At 73.5% G+C, this 13,658-nt stretch carries 15 protein-coding genes; 9 read left to right on the forward strand and 6 right to left on the reverse strand.

Annotated features, from left to right (window positions below; all coding sequences use genetic code 11):
* Positions 1 to 80: 80 nt before the first annotated feature.
* On the reverse strand, positions 81 to 1,304 hold the full coding sequence (locus FVE25_RS14315; RefSeq protein ID WP_157247160.1) for an alpha/beta fold hydrolase: 1,224 nt from the start codon (positions 1,302 to 1,304) through the stop codon (positions 81 to 83).
* A gap of 434 nt (positions 1,305 to 1,738) precedes the next feature.
* Here FVE25_RS14315 and FVE25_RS56260 point away from each other — a divergent pair, with 434 nt between their 5' ends.
* Together FVE25_RS56260 and FVE25_RS14325 are read left to right on the forward strand one after the other, a co-directional pair.
* A complete protein-coding gene (locus tag FVE25_RS56260) occupies positions 1,739 to 2,824 on the forward strand; it encodes a sensor histidine kinase (RefSeq protein WP_157247162.1) in 1,086 nt (361 codons plus the stop codon).
* A gap of 23 nt (positions 2,825 to 2,847) precedes the next feature.
* Positions 2,848 to 3,510: a response regulator gene (locus FVE25_RS14325; RefSeq protein WP_157247164.1), complete on the forward strand. Its 663-nt coding sequence runs from the start codon at positions 2,848 to 2,850 to the stop codon at positions 3,508 to 3,510.
* Between the two features lie 25 nt (positions 3,511 to 3,535).
* Here the strand turns inward: FVE25_RS14325 and FVE25_RS14330 are convergent, their stop codons facing one another.
* Both FVE25_RS14330 and FVE25_RS14335 read right to left on the reverse strand, forming a co-directional pair.
* A complete protein-coding gene (locus tag FVE25_RS14330) occupies positions 3,536 to 4,150 on the reverse strand; it encodes an ATP-dependent Clp protease proteolytic subunit (protein ID WP_157247166.1) in 615 nt (204 codons plus the stop codon).
* Positions 4,151 to 4,153: 3 nt separating this feature from the next.
* The gene (locus FVE25_RS14335; protein WP_157247168.1) at positions 4,154 to 4,711 is read right to left on the reverse strand and encodes a ClpP family protease; all 558 of its coding nucleotides are present in this window, start codon (positions 4,709 to 4,711) and stop codon (positions 4,154 to 4,156) included.
* A 140-nt stretch (positions 4,712 to 4,851) separates the two neighbouring features.
* Between FVE25_RS14335 and FVE25_RS14340 the strand changes: the two genes are divergently transcribed.
* Both FVE25_RS14340 and FVE25_RS14345 read left to right on the forward strand, forming a co-directional pair.
* Positions 4,852 to 6,036: a sensor histidine kinase gene (locus tag FVE25_RS14340; protein WP_246267010.1), complete on the forward strand. Its 1,185-nt coding sequence runs from the start codon at positions 4,852 to 4,854 to the stop codon at positions 6,034 to 6,036.
* Entirely contained in the window at positions 6,033 to 6,671 is a 639-nt protein-coding gene (locus FVE25_RS14345; protein WP_157247170.1) for a response regulator transcription factor, read from the forward strand. The genes FVE25_RS14340 and FVE25_RS14345 overlap by 4 nt, the downstream gene beginning before the upstream one ends.
* Before the next feature lie 74 nt (positions 6,672 to 6,745).
* Here the strand turns inward: FVE25_RS14345 and FVE25_RS14350 are convergent, their stop codons facing one another.
* The 3 genes from FVE25_RS14350 to FVE25_RS14360 all read right to left on the reverse strand — a co-directional run bounded on the left by FVE25_RS14350 (position 6,746) and on the right by FVE25_RS14360 (position 9,453).
* The gene (locus FVE25_RS14350; protein WP_157247172.1) at positions 6,746 to 7,600 is read right to left on the reverse strand and encodes a DUF2268 domain-containing putative Zn-dependent protease; all 855 of its coding nucleotides are present in this window, start codon (positions 7,598 to 7,600) and stop codon (positions 6,746 to 6,748) included.
* Between the two features lie 42 nt (positions 7,601 to 7,642).
* Entirely contained in the window at positions 7,643 to 8,380 is a 738-nt protein-coding gene (locus FVE25_RS14355) for a hypothetical protein (protein ID WP_157247174.1), read from the reverse strand.
* Between the two features lie 110 nt (positions 8,381 to 8,490).
* Positions 8,491 to 9,453: an NAD(P)/FAD-dependent oxidoreductase gene (locus FVE25_RS14360; protein WP_157247176.1), complete on the reverse strand. Its 963-nt coding sequence runs from the start codon at positions 9,451 to 9,453 to the stop codon at positions 8,491 to 8,493.
* 127 nt (positions 9,454 to 9,580) lie between these two features.
* Between FVE25_RS14360 and FVE25_RS14365 the strand changes: the two genes are divergently transcribed.
* The 5 genes from FVE25_RS14365 to FVE25_RS14385 are packed head-to-tail and all read left to right on the forward strand — an operon-like array spanning position 9,581 to position 13,658.
* Complete coding sequence (locus FVE25_RS14365; protein WP_157247177.1) at positions 9,581 to 10,582, forward strand: AAA family ATPase; 1,002 nt, start codon at positions 9,581 to 9,583, stop codon at positions 10,580 to 10,582.
* The gene (locus FVE25_RS14370) at positions 10,579 to 11,541 is read left to right on the forward strand and encodes a DUF58 domain-containing protein (protein WP_157247179.1); all 963 of its coding nucleotides are present in this window, start codon (positions 10,579 to 10,581) and stop codon (positions 11,539 to 11,541) included. The genes FVE25_RS14365 and FVE25_RS14370 overlap by 4 nt, the downstream gene beginning before the upstream one ends.
* Before the next feature lie 31 nt (positions 11,542 to 11,572).
* A complete protein-coding gene (locus tag FVE25_RS14375; RefSeq protein WP_157247181.1) occupies positions 11,573 to 12,520 on the forward strand; it encodes a VWA domain-containing protein in 948 nt (315 codons plus the stop codon).
* Positions 12,521 to 12,531: 11 nt separating this feature from the next.
* On the forward strand, positions 12,532 to 13,122 hold the full coding sequence (locus FVE25_RS14380; protein ID WP_157247182.1) for a class I SAM-dependent methyltransferase: 591 nt from the start codon (positions 12,532 to 12,534) through the stop codon (positions 13,120 to 13,122).
* On the forward strand, positions 13,119 to 13,658 hold the full coding sequence (locus FVE25_RS14385) for a TrmH family RNA methyltransferase (protein WP_157247184.1): 540 nt from the start codon (positions 13,119 to 13,121) through the stop codon (positions 13,656 to 13,658). Before FVE25_RS14380 ends, FVE25_RS14385 begins: the two co-directional genes overlap by 4 nt.

A 13,658-nucleotide genomic window follows, 5' to 3' on the forward strand; every position in this document is an offset into this window, starting at 1 on the left:
CGTCACCGCCGGGCCGCTCGTCTACCTGGCCGGGCAGTGCGGGCTCGGCCCCGGCAGGCGACCGCCGTCCTGGGCTCCGGCTACCGGGCCGCCGGGTCCTCCACGCCGGTGTAGGGCGGCAGCGGGAGGGGCGCGCCCGTGAGGAAGGCGGTGACGGTGGCGGCGAACTCGGCGGGCCGGTCCAGGCCGATGGCGTGGCCGGCGCCCTTGACGTAGACCAGGCGCGCCCCGGGGATCGTGTCGCGGTACTCGCGGGTGACCGGCCAGCGCTTGTAGTCGCACTCCGCGCGCAGCACCAGCGCGGGCACCCCCGCTCTGCGCAGCGCGGGCCGCGGGTCGGGCCGGGACTGCTGGTCGGCGGTGATGAGCTGGTTGGCGTAGAAGCCGGGGACCTTCGCCGGCAGTTCGGCGCCGCCCGGGCGGCAACTGGCCGCGCCGCCCGCGATCCGCAGCAGTTCGCCGAACAGGTGGTCCACCTCGGCGTCGGGCACCAGGGCGTGCGCGGCGCGCGGGTCGATGGCCATCAGGGTCTCCCACACGGCGAAGCGCGCGTTCTCCCCCAGCGCGCCGACCCGGGCGGCCTGGCCGGGGGTGAGCCGGTCCCAGAGCTGGCCGGCCTCTTCGTCGCTCCACTCGGGGGTCCACAGGGCCCCGGGCGAGACGAAGACGACCTTCGCGACGTGGCCGGGGTGACGCGCCAGATACTCGGCGGCCAGAGTCGCCCCCCAGGAGGCGCCCACCAGGATCACCCGCTCGGCGCCGAGCCGCCGCCGTACCGCCTCCAGGTCGGCCACCTGCCGCTCCACGGTGTACCCGGACACGTCGTCCGGCCGCGGGGAGTCACCGGAGCCGAGCTGGTCATAGGCGTAGACGTCGAACCCGGCCCCGCTCAGCGCCCGGTCCAGCGCGTCCTCCCCCTCCCCCGGCGTCCCCGGCCCCCCGTGCAGCCGGATCACCGGCACCGGCCGCGCCGCCCCCTCGGCCCGGGTCACCCGATAGGCGACCCGGGACCCGGTGCCCAGATCCCAATAGGCCCGCTCCGCCCTCGGCACGCTCGCCTGCCCGGGAACGAACACGACCGCCGAAGCGGCCACGCACACCACCACCACGCCTCCCGCCACCACCAGCGGCAACCGGCGCCGGACCAGCCTGGCCGCACCCCACGCCGGCAGCAGGCACCCCGCCCCGAGCGCCGCCAGCCCCGCGACCACCATCACGGCCAGGCTCGGCACAACGGCCGCCGCCCCCAGGAACGCCGCCCCCGCCGCCGGCGGCCCCGCCACGGCACCGGCCAACGTCAGCACCCAGGCCCCAGCCCACCTTCCCCACCGCCCCGGCCCCTTCCCGCCGCGATCCGCCCTTCCCGCACCGTCGCGAGCCCCCGTACGGCCCGGCGCCCCTTCACCCGCGCACGCGACCTCATGCCCACGCACTCCCTCACCCGGCCGCGCGGCCTCATGACCACGCACCCCTCCGTCCGGGTTCCCTTGGTCTCGCGTCCCTTCGCCCGGGTTGCCGTGGTCCCGCGTCTCTCCACCCGCAGGTGAGGAGGCGTGGCCACGTGTCCTCTCCGCCGTTCCCGGGTCAGCGCCCAGCGTCTTCGCCTGCTCATCCGTCTGTCTGGTCATGGGGCAACCGTCGCGGCACCGCCGTACCAGGCGAAACGTCCTGGCGGGCGGAGCCCGTCATCCTCCAGGATGACGACGCGGCGCCGCGCGGGAGTGTCTACTGGGTGGTCGTGAGACGGTGGCGGCCCGATCGGGCGATCGACCGCGGCCCGTGGTGGGTCGCGCTGGACCTGGCGGTGGCGTGGGCCTCGGCGGGGATCGCCGTGGGCTCGACGGAGTATGTCGCGTCGCTGACCGAGGGGCCGATCGCGAGCCGGGTGGCCGTGGTGGTGTGGTTCTGCGCGATCGGGCTGCGCAGGCTGGCGCCGGTGACCGCGTTGTGGGCGGGTGCGGCGGCGACCGTGGCCGTGGTGCTGGCGGGTGCGCCGGTGACGAACCTGTCGCTGGCCAGCGCGCTGCCGCTGACCATGATCGCGCAGGGGCGGCGGCCGCAGGTGACGGCGGAGCTGGCCGCCGTGCCGGTGCTGGGCGTGCTGGTGGCGCTGGCCGGTCATCCGCAGGTGGAGCTGGTGGCCGCCGTCCATGCGGGCGCCTGGATCTCGGGTACGGCCAGCCGTACCAGGAGGACGCGCGAGGAACGGCTGCGGCAGGAGGCGGCCGAGGAACGGGCCGGCCGGATCCGCGCCGACGAGCGAGCCCTGCTGGCCCAGGAACTGCACGACGCGGTGGGGCACGCGGTCACGCTGATGGTGACGCATGCGGGCGCGGCGCGGCTGTCGCTGCCGGACGGGCCGCCGCAGGTGCGCACGGCGCTGGAGCGGATCGAGCAGGCGGGCCGGGATGCCATGGCCGATCTCGACCGGGTCATCGGCCTGCTGTCGGATCGGCGGAGCCTGCCGGACGGGCTGCGTGAGCTGGTGCGCGGGCTGCCGGTGCGGGTGGAGTTGCGGCTCGGCCCGGGTGTGGACGACCTCGGGCCAGGCCAGGCGGAGACGTTGCGGCGGGTGGCGCAGGAGTCGCTGACGAACGTCATCCGGCATGCCGGGGCTTCCCTGGCCCGGGTGGAGGTGCGGCGGGATGAGGGGGTGGTGACGCTGACGGTCGCCGACGACGGAGGCGGCGAAGGGGCCGGCCTGGCCGGTGGCGGGCGCGGGTTGCGGGGCATGCGGGCCCGGGTGGAGAAGGCGGGCGGAACCCTGGAGGCGGGACCGGCCGCGGCAGGGTGGCGGGTGACGGCCAGGATCCCGGTGCCGTGAGCGATGAGAAAGGACCTCGTGCCGTGATCCGGGTGCTGCTGGCCGATGACGAGGACCTGATGCGCGCGGGCCTGCGCATGATGCTGGAGACGCAGCCCGATCTGACGGTCGTGGGCGAGGCGGCCGACGGTGCCGAGGCGGTGCGGCTGGCCGGGGCCGCCGCCCCTGATGTGGTGCTCATGGACGTGCGCATGCCCGGCGTGGACGGCGTCGAGGCGACCCGGGCGATCGTGGCCTCCGGCTCGCCCGCGGCGGTGCTGGTGCTGACCACGTTCGAGCTGGACGAGTACGTCTTCGCCGCGATCCGGGCCGGAGCGGCGGGCTTCCTGCTCAAACGGACGCCCCCCGAGCAGCTGCTGGCCGGGATCAGGACCCTCGCCGGCGGTGAGGCGATCCTCGGCCCGTCGGTGACCAAGCGGCTGCTGGCGGAGTTCGCCAGGGCCGCGCCCGCGCCGCACTCGGAGCAGGTGCGGCGTGCCCTGGGCCGGCTGACCGCCCGCGAGCACGAGGTCCTCCTGCTGCTGGGCCGCGGCCTGTCGAACGCGGAGATCTCCCTGCGCCTGCACATCGGCGAGACCACGACGAAGACGCACGTCAAACGCGTCCTGGACAAGCTGGGCCTGCGGGACCGGGTGCACGCGGCGGTCTTCGCCTTCGACCACGGCCTGGTCAGGGCGGCCCCCTGAGCCGAGGGCCGCCCTGACCCAAGACTCAGCGCTTGGCCAGGGTGCGTTTGCGGCTGGCGAAGATGTCGTCGATCAGCCCGTACGACCGCGCCTGCTCGGCGGTGAAGATGCGGTCGCGTTCGATGTCGCGCCGGATGTCGAGCTCCCCGCGCCCGGTGTGCCGGGCGAGGATCTGCTCCTGCTGGTCCCGCATCCGCAGGATCTCCCTGGCGTGGATCTCCAGGTCGCTGGACTGCCCGCGCCCGCCTTCGGTGGCGGGCTGGTGCAGCAGGACCCGTGCGTGCGGCAGCGCGGCCCGCTTGCCCGGAGCACCGGCGGACAGCAGGACGGCGGCCGCCGAGGACGCCTCCCCGATGCAGACCGTGCGCACGTCCGGGCGGACGAACTGCATCGTGTCGTAGATGGCGGTCATGGCGGTGAACTCGCCGCCGGGCGAGTTGATGTACAGCTGGATGTCCTGGTCGGTGTCGATGGATTCCAGGGTGAGCAGCTGCGCCATGATGTCGTTGGCGCTGGTGTCGTCGATCGGGGTGCCGAGGAAGATGATGCGGTCCTCGAACAGCTTGTTGTAGGGCGTCATCTCCTTGACGCCGTAGGAGGTGCGCTCCACGAAGGAGGGCAGCACGTATCGTCCGCTCATGGCCTAGTTCACCCCGTCCGCGATGTGGTCGATGAAGCCGTACTCCAGCGCCTCCTGCGCCGTGAACCAGCGGTCCCGGTCGGAGTCCTCCCGGATGCGATCCAGCGGCTGCCCGGTGTGGTGGGCGATGATCTCGGCCAGGCGCTTCTTGGTGTAGAGGAGGTTCTCGGCCTGGATGGCGATGTCGGCGGCCGAGCCGCCGATGCCGCCCAGCGGCTGGTGCATCACGATGCGGGCGTTGGGCAGCGCGTACCGCTTGCCGGGCGCCCCGCCGCACAGCAGCAGCTGGCCCATGGAGGCGGCGAAGCCCATGGCGACCGTCGCGACGTCGCACGGAACGAACTGCATCATGTCGTACAGCGCCATCCCGGCGCTCACCGAACCGCCCGGTGAATTGATGTAAAGCGTCACATCGCGTTTCGGGTCCTCGGCCGCCAGCAAAAGCAGCTCGCCGCAGAGCCGGTTGCAAATGTCGTCATCGACTTCCTGGCCCAGCACGAGGATGCGTTCGTTCAGCAACCGCTGGCTCAACTGCTCGGGCCACTGCTTCGTCTCCGTCATGAGCTGCCTTTCCGTCGAAGAGGAATTTCTTCCGACGGTAGACCCGGTCCACCCGATTTCCCGTTTCTTTTCGCTCAAGGAATATTTCGCCAAAGGCGCATTATGCCGTGCGCGAATTCCATCGACATACAATCTCCGGTGTGGCAAAGAACCTCGCCCGGCGCTGGGCCTGCCTGATCCTCGGCGGCGCCATGCTGATGCCGTACATGATGGTCGGCGCCCTGCTGTCCGGCGTGCTCGGCGGCAACGGGCGGCTGTCCGACGTGCTGCTCCCGGTGCAGCTGGGCGTCTTCGCGGCCGTGCTGCCCGTCGTGGCGCTCACCGGGCTCTTCCTGCCGGTGCGCGGGCTGGAGGTCAACGCCGCGCAGGGGCTGCTCGGCGTCCAGGTCGACACCCCGCCCCGCCAGGCCCGCCGCAGCTGGCAGGAACGGCGGCGCACCGCCACCTGGTTCACGCTCCACCTGGGCGTCGGAGGGCTGGTCAGCGGCTGCACGCTGGCCGGGGTGCCGTTCACCCTGTGGACCCTGCCGCTGGCCTGGCGCGGCTCCACCTGGCTCGCGTACGACATCGGGCCCGGCTGGGAGGGCTTGCTGTGGACGCTGATGGGCCTCGGCCTGCTCGCGGCGCTGGTCGCGGCGGCCGCCGGGGCCGGGGCGCTGCTGGCCGGGCTCGCCCCGGTCCTGCTCGGCCCCACCCCCTCAGAGCGGCTGGCCGCCGCCGAGGACCGCGCCCGCGCCCTGGCCGAGCGCAACCGCCTGGCCCGCGAGCTGCACGACTCCGTCGGCCACGCGCTCAGCGTCGTCACCGTCCAGGCGGCCGCGGCCGCCCGCGTCCTCGACCGCGACCCCGCCACCGCCCGCACCGCGCTGGCCGCCATCGAGCAGTCGGCCCGCTCGGCGCTGGACGACCTCGACCACGTGCTCGGCGTCCTGCGCGAGGACCGCGCCGGCACCGCGCCGCAGGCCACGCTGGCCGACCTCGACGCGCTCGTGCGCGCCTCGGGCGCCGAGGTGCGGGCGGAGGTGGGCGACCTCAGCGGCGTGCCCGCCGTGGTCTCCCGCGAGGCATACCGCATCGTGCAGGAGGCCCTCACCAACGCCATCAAACACGGTCGGGGCCCGGTACGGCTGGCGGCAGCCGTACACGGGGACGACCTCACCCTGCTGGTCAGCAACGACGGCGGCGCGCGGCGCGGCAGGAGCGGCGGGCGCGGCGTGACCGGGATGCGCGAGCGCGTGCGGCTGCTGCGCGGCGAGCTGGAGGCGGGTCCCGCCGAGGGCGGGTGGCGGGTGTCGGTACGGCTGCCGCTACGGTCGAGCCTATGACAGTCAGGATCGTGATCGCCGACGACGAGGACCTCATCCGCACGGGACTGCGCATCATCCTCGATGCCGAACCCGACCTGAGCGTGGTGGGCGAGGCGGCCGACGGGGCGGCCGTGGTCCCGGTCGTGCGGCGGGAGCGGCCCGACGTGGTGCTGATGGACGTGCGCATGCCCGCCGTGGACGGCATCCAGGCCACCCGGCAGCTCGTGGCGCTGGAGTCGCCGCCCAAGGTGCTGGTGGTGACCACGTTCGAGAACGACGACTACGTCTACGACGCCCTGCGCGCCGGGGCGGCCGGGTTCCTGCTCAAGCGGGCCAGGCCCGAGGACCTGGCCGGCGCGGTCAGGACCGTGGCCGGGGGCGAGTCGCTGCTGTTCCCCGCGGCGATCCGCACGCTGGCGGCCACCCGCCCGAGGACGGCGGTGCCCGGGATCGACCGGCTGACCGGGCGGGAGGGCGACGTGCTGCGGCTGATGACCAGGGGGATGTCCAACGGGGAGATCGCCGCCGAGCTCGTCGTGAGCGCCGAGACGGTCAAGACCCACGTCGGCAACGTGCTGACCAAGCTCGGCGCCCGCGACCGCACGCAGGCGGTGATCGCCGCCTACGAGTCGGGCTTCGTCTCCCCCGGGTAGGCCATCGGACAGGTCACCGGATGTCCGCGGACACATCTGCGGATTTATCCGGATATCCCCGGATGAGCCGCCGGTCACCGGCTGGGGCGCAGGATCTCCGCCGCCGACAGGCCGGAGCTGGCCGCGACTGTCATGCCGGTGGCCGCGAGGTGGGCGTCGACCAGGCGCAGCCCGACGCCGTACCCGGCCATGTCCGGAATGCCGGCCGGCTCGCCGCCGAACTTGCGCACCGCCGTGTCGCCCAGCACGTAGGCCGGGGTGTTCTGCATGCCCTCCCGATCGATGGCCGCCATGGTCGTGGCGTAGGCGTCCTCCAGCGCCCGGCCGGTCACCATGCCCGACCACGGCCCCATCGCCTGCGGGCCGGACACCTCGCGCACGAACGCCTCGGCCAGCCCCTCGGCCACGATGTGCTCGCCGACCGTGACCGTGGCCGGGTCCCAGACCACGTTCGCGTAGCGGATCTGGTGGTGCAGCTCGTGCACGGCGCAGTGGGCGATCTTGTGCGCGTTCTCCTCCGTGGGCCAGGCCAGCAGGTAGATCCAGCCGGGCGCGGAGCCCATGCCGAAGTAGCCGCGGCCGACGTTCATGAGGTAGTCGTCGTCCGGATTGCCCAGCACGAACAGGACCTGCACGTGCTCGGGCCGCTTCAGGTGCTCCAGGTGCCCGGCGGCCCGGCGCAGCTCGGTCTCGATGTGCTCCATGAGCCCCTGCTCGCGCAGGCGCTCGAGGGCGGGCAGGTAGCGCTCGTCGTCGGCGTCGAGGCGGAACCCGCCGCCCTGCTCGTGCATGGCGACCAGGTCGCCGAGATGGGGGACGGCGGCGCCGATGGGGGCCAGCATCCGGCCCAGCAGGTCGCGCCGCGCGGCGATCGGGGCCCGCACGATCGCGGTCATCGTCTCCAGGGTGTCGTGAACGGTGAATTCCATGCCCCGGACGCTAGGACCTCACGTTACGTCAGGTTCAAACCGTTAAATCGGGTCCTCTTCCCCGGAGTCGTCGCCCTGGGACGGCCCGGGAGTGCCGGGGCCGCTCGTGCTCGGCGACGGCGAGGGGGACGGCTCGCTCGGCTCCGGGGTGGCCGGGGTCGGCGGCGGGGTGGGCACCTGAAGGGTGGGCGGCAGCGGCTGCGGCGGCGGATCGCTGTCCTGCCTGCCGATGAGCAGCACCAGCGCGATCACCACCCCGAGCAGCAGCAAGGCCACGAGGACGGCCAGCGCCAGCAGCACCCTGCGCGCGGTCTCGGTCAGCGGCCTGGGCGCACCCGGCGCACCCGGCAGCGCGGGATCGGAGTCCCGCAGCCAGTACGGCACGAAGTCGGGCCCGTGCGCCTGCCCGATGAGCATGCCGCCGACCATCACCGGCTCCAGGAACCGCTCGGCTCCCGGCCGCCCCGGCTGGTACGGCACCGCCACCCACGGGGCGGGACCGGCGTCCATGGCGAGCACCTGCGGCGGGCTGTCGAGCACCGTGGCCCGCCCGAACCAGCCGCGCCTGGCGGCGGGGGCCGACTCCCGCACGGCGGTCACGAACCGGTCGCGCGCCGCCGCGTCCAGCGCCGCACCGCGGGTGAGCACGGCCAGCGACACCGCCCGCCCGTCACGCGCCTGCGCGAGGTAGACGAACCCGGACTGCAGCACGTGCAGGCGTGCCTGCACCGTGAACGGCCCCAGGTGGGGCGGATCCCCGTGCTGCAGCGGACTGGCCACCCACCCATGAAAGCACAGCCCCCGCCCGTCCCCCGCGAAGCCTCAGCCGGACGCGGCCCTCCCCGCGGGGCGTCAACCGGACGCGGCCTCCCCCTCTCGCCCGCCAGACGTCAACCGGACGCCGCCTCCCGCCGTGCGGCCACCGCCCGGCGCGCGTCCTCGGCGACCAGGTCGCCGTTGATCTGCGCCCCCGCCGCCGCCCCGGCCGCCGCCGACGCGCCGACCTGGGCCATGAGGTCGGTGACGTTGCCCGCCACCCACACCCCCGCCACCGCGGTACGGCCGGCCGCGTCGGCGGGAACGTGCTCCCCGCCGCCCGAGGGGTGTTCGACGGCCCGCAGCCCGAGCCCGCCCAGGAACCCCGCCCGCGCCACCATCCGGGAGGCCACCGCCACCACGTCCCGCTCGACCACGCGACCGTCCTCCAGCCGGACCCCGGTGATGGCGTCGCCGCCGATCTCCAGCGCGCGCACCGGCCCGCCGACCACGGAGACGCCCAGGGCGGCCAGCTTCTCCGCGTCCTCCCCGGACAGCGGCGCCGCGGTGTGGGTGAAGTAGACGACGTCGTCGCTCAGCTGCTGGAACATCAGCGCCTGGTGCACCGACGCCGGCCCGGTGGCCAGCACCCCGATGCGCCGCTCGCGCACCTCCCACCCGTGGCAGTAGGGGCAGTGCACGACGTCGCGCCCCCAGCGCTCACGCAGCCCCGGGACGTCCGGCAGCCGGTCTTCCAGCCCGGTGGTCACCAGCAGCCGCCGGGCGCGCACGGCCCGGCCCCCTGCCAGTACCACCTTGAACGACTCCCCGTCGGCCACCGCGTCGGCCACCTCGCCGCTGACGACGTGCCCGCCGTACCGGCGCACCTCCTCGCGGCCGCGGGCGAGCAGGTCCGCGGGCGGGATGCCGTCGTGGCCGAGAAAGCCGTGCACGCCGTCGGCGGGGGCGTTGCGCGGCGCGCCGGCGTCGATGACGGCGACCGAGCGCCGGGATCTGGCCAGCATCAGCGCTCCGCTGAGTCCCGCGGCGCCGCCGCCGATCACCACCACGTCGTAGCTGTCCTGCAGTCCGGTCATGTTGACCACCTCCTGCCCGGCAGCATGCGACCCGGACAGCAAGATGGGCAAATTGCGTTGCCGGTTCGGCAACTTGATCTGATGCGCCTCCGTGCGCGTTCGCGGCGCGTTTGGTGAAATGGCACCCATGACCGTCGCTGAAGAGCTGCCCAGCGGAACCGACCCGGCCGTGCTCCGCCAGACGCTGGACGAGGTCCGGCGCGTCATCGTGGGCCAGGAGCACATGGTGGAACGCCTGGTCGTGGCGTTGCTGGCGCGCGGGCACTGCCTGCTCGAAGGCGTGCCGGGCGTGGCCAAGACGCTGGCCGCCTCGACCCTCGCGACGGTGGTCGGCGGCACGTTCGCGCGCATCCAGTTCACCCCCGACCTGGTGCCCAGCGACATCGTCGGCACCCGGGTCTTCCACCCCTCCAGCGAGAAGTTCGACGTGGAGCTGGGGCCGGTCTTCGTCAACTTCCTGCTGGCCGACGAGATCAACCGCGCCCCGGCCAAGGTGCAGTCGGCGCTGCTGGAGGTCATGGCCGAGCGGCAGGTCACGCTGGCCGGCGTCACCCATCCGCTGCCCAGGCCGTTCGTGGTGCTGGCCACGCAGAACCCGATCGAGTCCGAAGGCGTCTACCCGCTGCCGGAGGTGCAGCGCGACCGGTTCCTGTTCCGGGTGCGGGTGCCGCACCCCAGCGCCCACGAGGAGCTGGAGATCCTGCACCGGATGAGCGTGGCGCCGCCGGTGGCCGAGCGCATCCTGGAGCCGACGGTGCTGATGGCGCTGCAGGAGCAGGCCGAGCAGGTCTCGGTGCACCAGCTGGTCGCCGACTACGTGGTGCGCCTGGTGATGTCCACCCGCTCGCCCGCCGAGTACGGCGTGCCCGCCCTGGCCGAGACCATCGAGATCGGCGTGAGCCCGCGGGCCACGCTCGGGCTGGTGGCCGCCGGGCGCGCGCTGGCGCTGCTGCGCGGGCGCGACTACCTGCTGCCCGACGACGTCCGTGACGTGGCCGTGGACGTGATGGCGCACCGGCTGATGCTGACCTTCGACGCGCTGGCCGACGGCGTGGACCCTGAGCAGGTGGTCCGGCAGATCCTGCATACCGTGCCGCCGCCGCTGGTGGTCTGGAACCAGAACCGATGACCGCGACGCCCGCCGTACCCGAGCCGCGCAAGAGCGCCGAGCACGCGCTGCGGCGGCTGGAGCTGACCGTCACCCGGCGGCTGGACGGGCTGCTGCACGGCGCCCACCAGGGGCTGCTGCCGGGGCCGGGCAGCGAGGCGGGCGACAGCCGCGTCTACGTGCCCGGGGAGGACGACGTGCGGCGGATGGACTGGGCCGTGACCGCCCGCACCACGGTGCCGCACGTGCGCGACCTGATCGCCGACCGGGAGCTGGAGACGTGGGCGCTGGCCGACCTGTCGGCCAGCATGGACTTCGGCACCGCCGACACCGACAAGCGGGAGCTGGTGGTGGCGGCGATCGGCGCGATCGGGTTCCTGGCCAGCCGGATGGGCGACCGGTTCGGCGCGCTGGTGCTGCACGACGAGTACATCCACCGGCTGCCCGCGCGCACCGGCCGCCCCGCCCTGTACGGCATGCTGCACGCGCTGCTGGACGCCCCGCGCGGCCGCCCGGCGCAGGACGCGCCCGACCTGGCCGAGGGCATCGACGTGCTGGCCGCCACCCGCAGGCGGCGCGGGCTGCGCCTGGTGGTCTCCGACTTCCTGGACGCCCACCCGTCGCTGGACCCTGCGACCGAGCGCCCGTGGGAGCGCCCGATCCGCCGCCTGGCCGCCCGGCACGAGGTGCTGGCCGTGGAGGTGATCGACCCACGCGAGCTCGAACTCCCCGATGTCGGGCATATCGCGTTCGCCGATCCGGAGAGCGGGAAGGTACGCGACGTGCACCTTTCACCCAAGGTACGGCAGGCGTACGCGGAGGCCGCGGCGCTCCAGCGCGAGGGCACGCGGGTCGCGCTGCGCCGGGCCGGAGTCTCCCACCTGGTGCTGCGCACCGACCGCGACTGGGTCTTCGACGTGGCCCAGTTCGTGCTGCGCCGGCGCCGGATGGCGCATCTCGCGCACCGGAGGCCCGGGTGAGCTCTGGCACGATGGCCGCAGAGGAGGTGCCGTGACGTTCCTGTCGCCCGCGTGGCTGTGGCTGTTCCTGCTGCTGGTGCTGCTGATCGGCGGCTACGTGGCGTCGCTGTTCCTGCGCCGCCGCTACACCGTGCGCTTCACCAACCTGGCCCTGCTCAACCTCGTGGTCCCCGAGGGCCCTGGCTGGCGCCGGCACGTGGCGCCGGTGCTGTTCCTCGTCATGATGGCGCTGCTGGTCATCGGCGCCGCCCGGCCGGCCGACCAGGTGCGGGTGCCGCGGGACCGGGCCACGATCATCATCGCCCTGGACGTGTCGCTGTCGATGGAGGCCGACGACGTCCAGCCCAACCGCATCAGCGCGGCCAAGGCCGCCGCCCAGGCATTCGCCCGCGACCTGCCGGAGCGCTTCAACGTCGGTGTGGTCGCCTTCGCCCGCTCGGCCAACGTGGTCATCTCCCCCACCACCGACCACCAGGCCGTCGTGACCGCGATCGGCAACCTCACCACCCGGCCGGGCACCGCGATCGGCGAGGCGGTGTTCAACGCCCTCGACTCGATCCGCTCCTTCGACCAGCAGGCCGCCACCGACCCGCCGCCCTCGGCGATCGTGCTGCTGTCCGACGGCGACAACACCTCGGGGCGTTCGGTGCCGGAGGCGATCGAGGCCGCGACGGGCGCGCGGGTCCCGGTCTCCACGATCGCGTACGGCACGCAGGAGGGCACGGTGTCCATCGACGGCCGGGACGTGAACGTGCCGGTCAACAAGCAGACGCTGCAGTCGCTCTCCGAGGGCACCAGCGGCCGGGCGTACGCCGCGGAGTCGGGCAGCGAGCTGCGCGAGGTGTACGAGCAGATCGGCACCTCGCTGGGCTTCAAGCTCGTCAACCAGGAGATCAGCCAGTGGTTCATCGTGGCCGCGGTGCTGCTCGGCGCGCTGGTGGCCGGCGCCTCGGTCTGGTTCGGTGCCCGCATCCCGTAACGTTTCTGCACGTGGCCCACTACTTCTCCGAGCAGCCAGGCGCGAGCCGCAGGCCGGGCTCCGTCAGCCTCGTGCTGCCCGACCTGCACCTGCGGCTGGAGACCGACAGCGGGGTGTTCTCCCCCGAGCGGGTCGATCTGGGGACGAAGGTCCTGCTGGAGACCGTTCCGCCGCCGCCGCAGGAAGGCGACCTGCTCGACCTGGGCTGCGGCTACGGGCCGATCGCGCTGACGATGGCGGCGCGGGCGCCGGAGGCGACGGTCTGGGCCGTGGACGTGAACCGCAGGTCTCTGGAGCTCACGGAGCGCAACGCCCACACCGCGGGCCTTTACAAAGTAAGACCCGTTCATGCCGATGAAGCACCGGATGACGTGAAATTTCGCGCTATCTGGTCAAATCCTGCGATCCGCATTGGCAAGCCGGCCCTCCACGCCATGCTCACCAGGTGGCTGTCCCGGCTGACCCCCGACGGCGTGGCCTACCTGGTCGTCCAGAAACACCTCGGCTCCGACTCGCTGCAACGCTGGCTCGGCGAACAGGGCTGGCAGGCCACCCGCGAGGCATCCCGGGCCGCGTACCGAATCCTGAAGGTGACACGATGAGAAGGCAGCTTCGCCCCACGGATGTGAAGCGGCTCAACCGCACCTGGCGGCGCAACACCGAGCACCGGCTCGCGCTGATCCTGGAGTCCGTGACGGGCCCGTTCAACGTCGGCTCGATCTTCCGCAGCGCGGCCGCGTTCGGCGTGGACACCGTCTGGCTGGCCGGCAACGCCACCCCGCCCACCAACCCCAAGGCGGGCAAGACCGCGCTCGGCACGGAGCGCCTGGTCACCTGGCACGAGGCGGTCCCCGCCGTGGACGCGGTGAAGGCGGCCCGCGAGGACGGCTACGCCGTACTCGCCATCGAGCTCACCTCGGACGCGCAGCCGATCTTCCGCGCCGACCTCGGCCGGGACGTCTGCCTGGTCGTCGGCAGCGAGGATCACGGCTGTTCGCCCGCCCTGCTGGAGGCGGCCGACGGCGCCTGCTACATCCCGCAGGTCGGGCGGGTGGGGTCGTTCAACGTCGCGGTGGCGGCGGCCATGGCGCTGGCCGAGGCCCGCCGCCAGGAATGGGCTGATCTACCCGATTCGTAA

Source organism: Nonomuraea typhae, assembly GCF_009760925.1.
GTDB lineage: Bacteria > Actinomycetota > Actinomycetes > Streptosporangiales > Streptosporangiaceae > Nonomuraea > Nonomuraea typhae.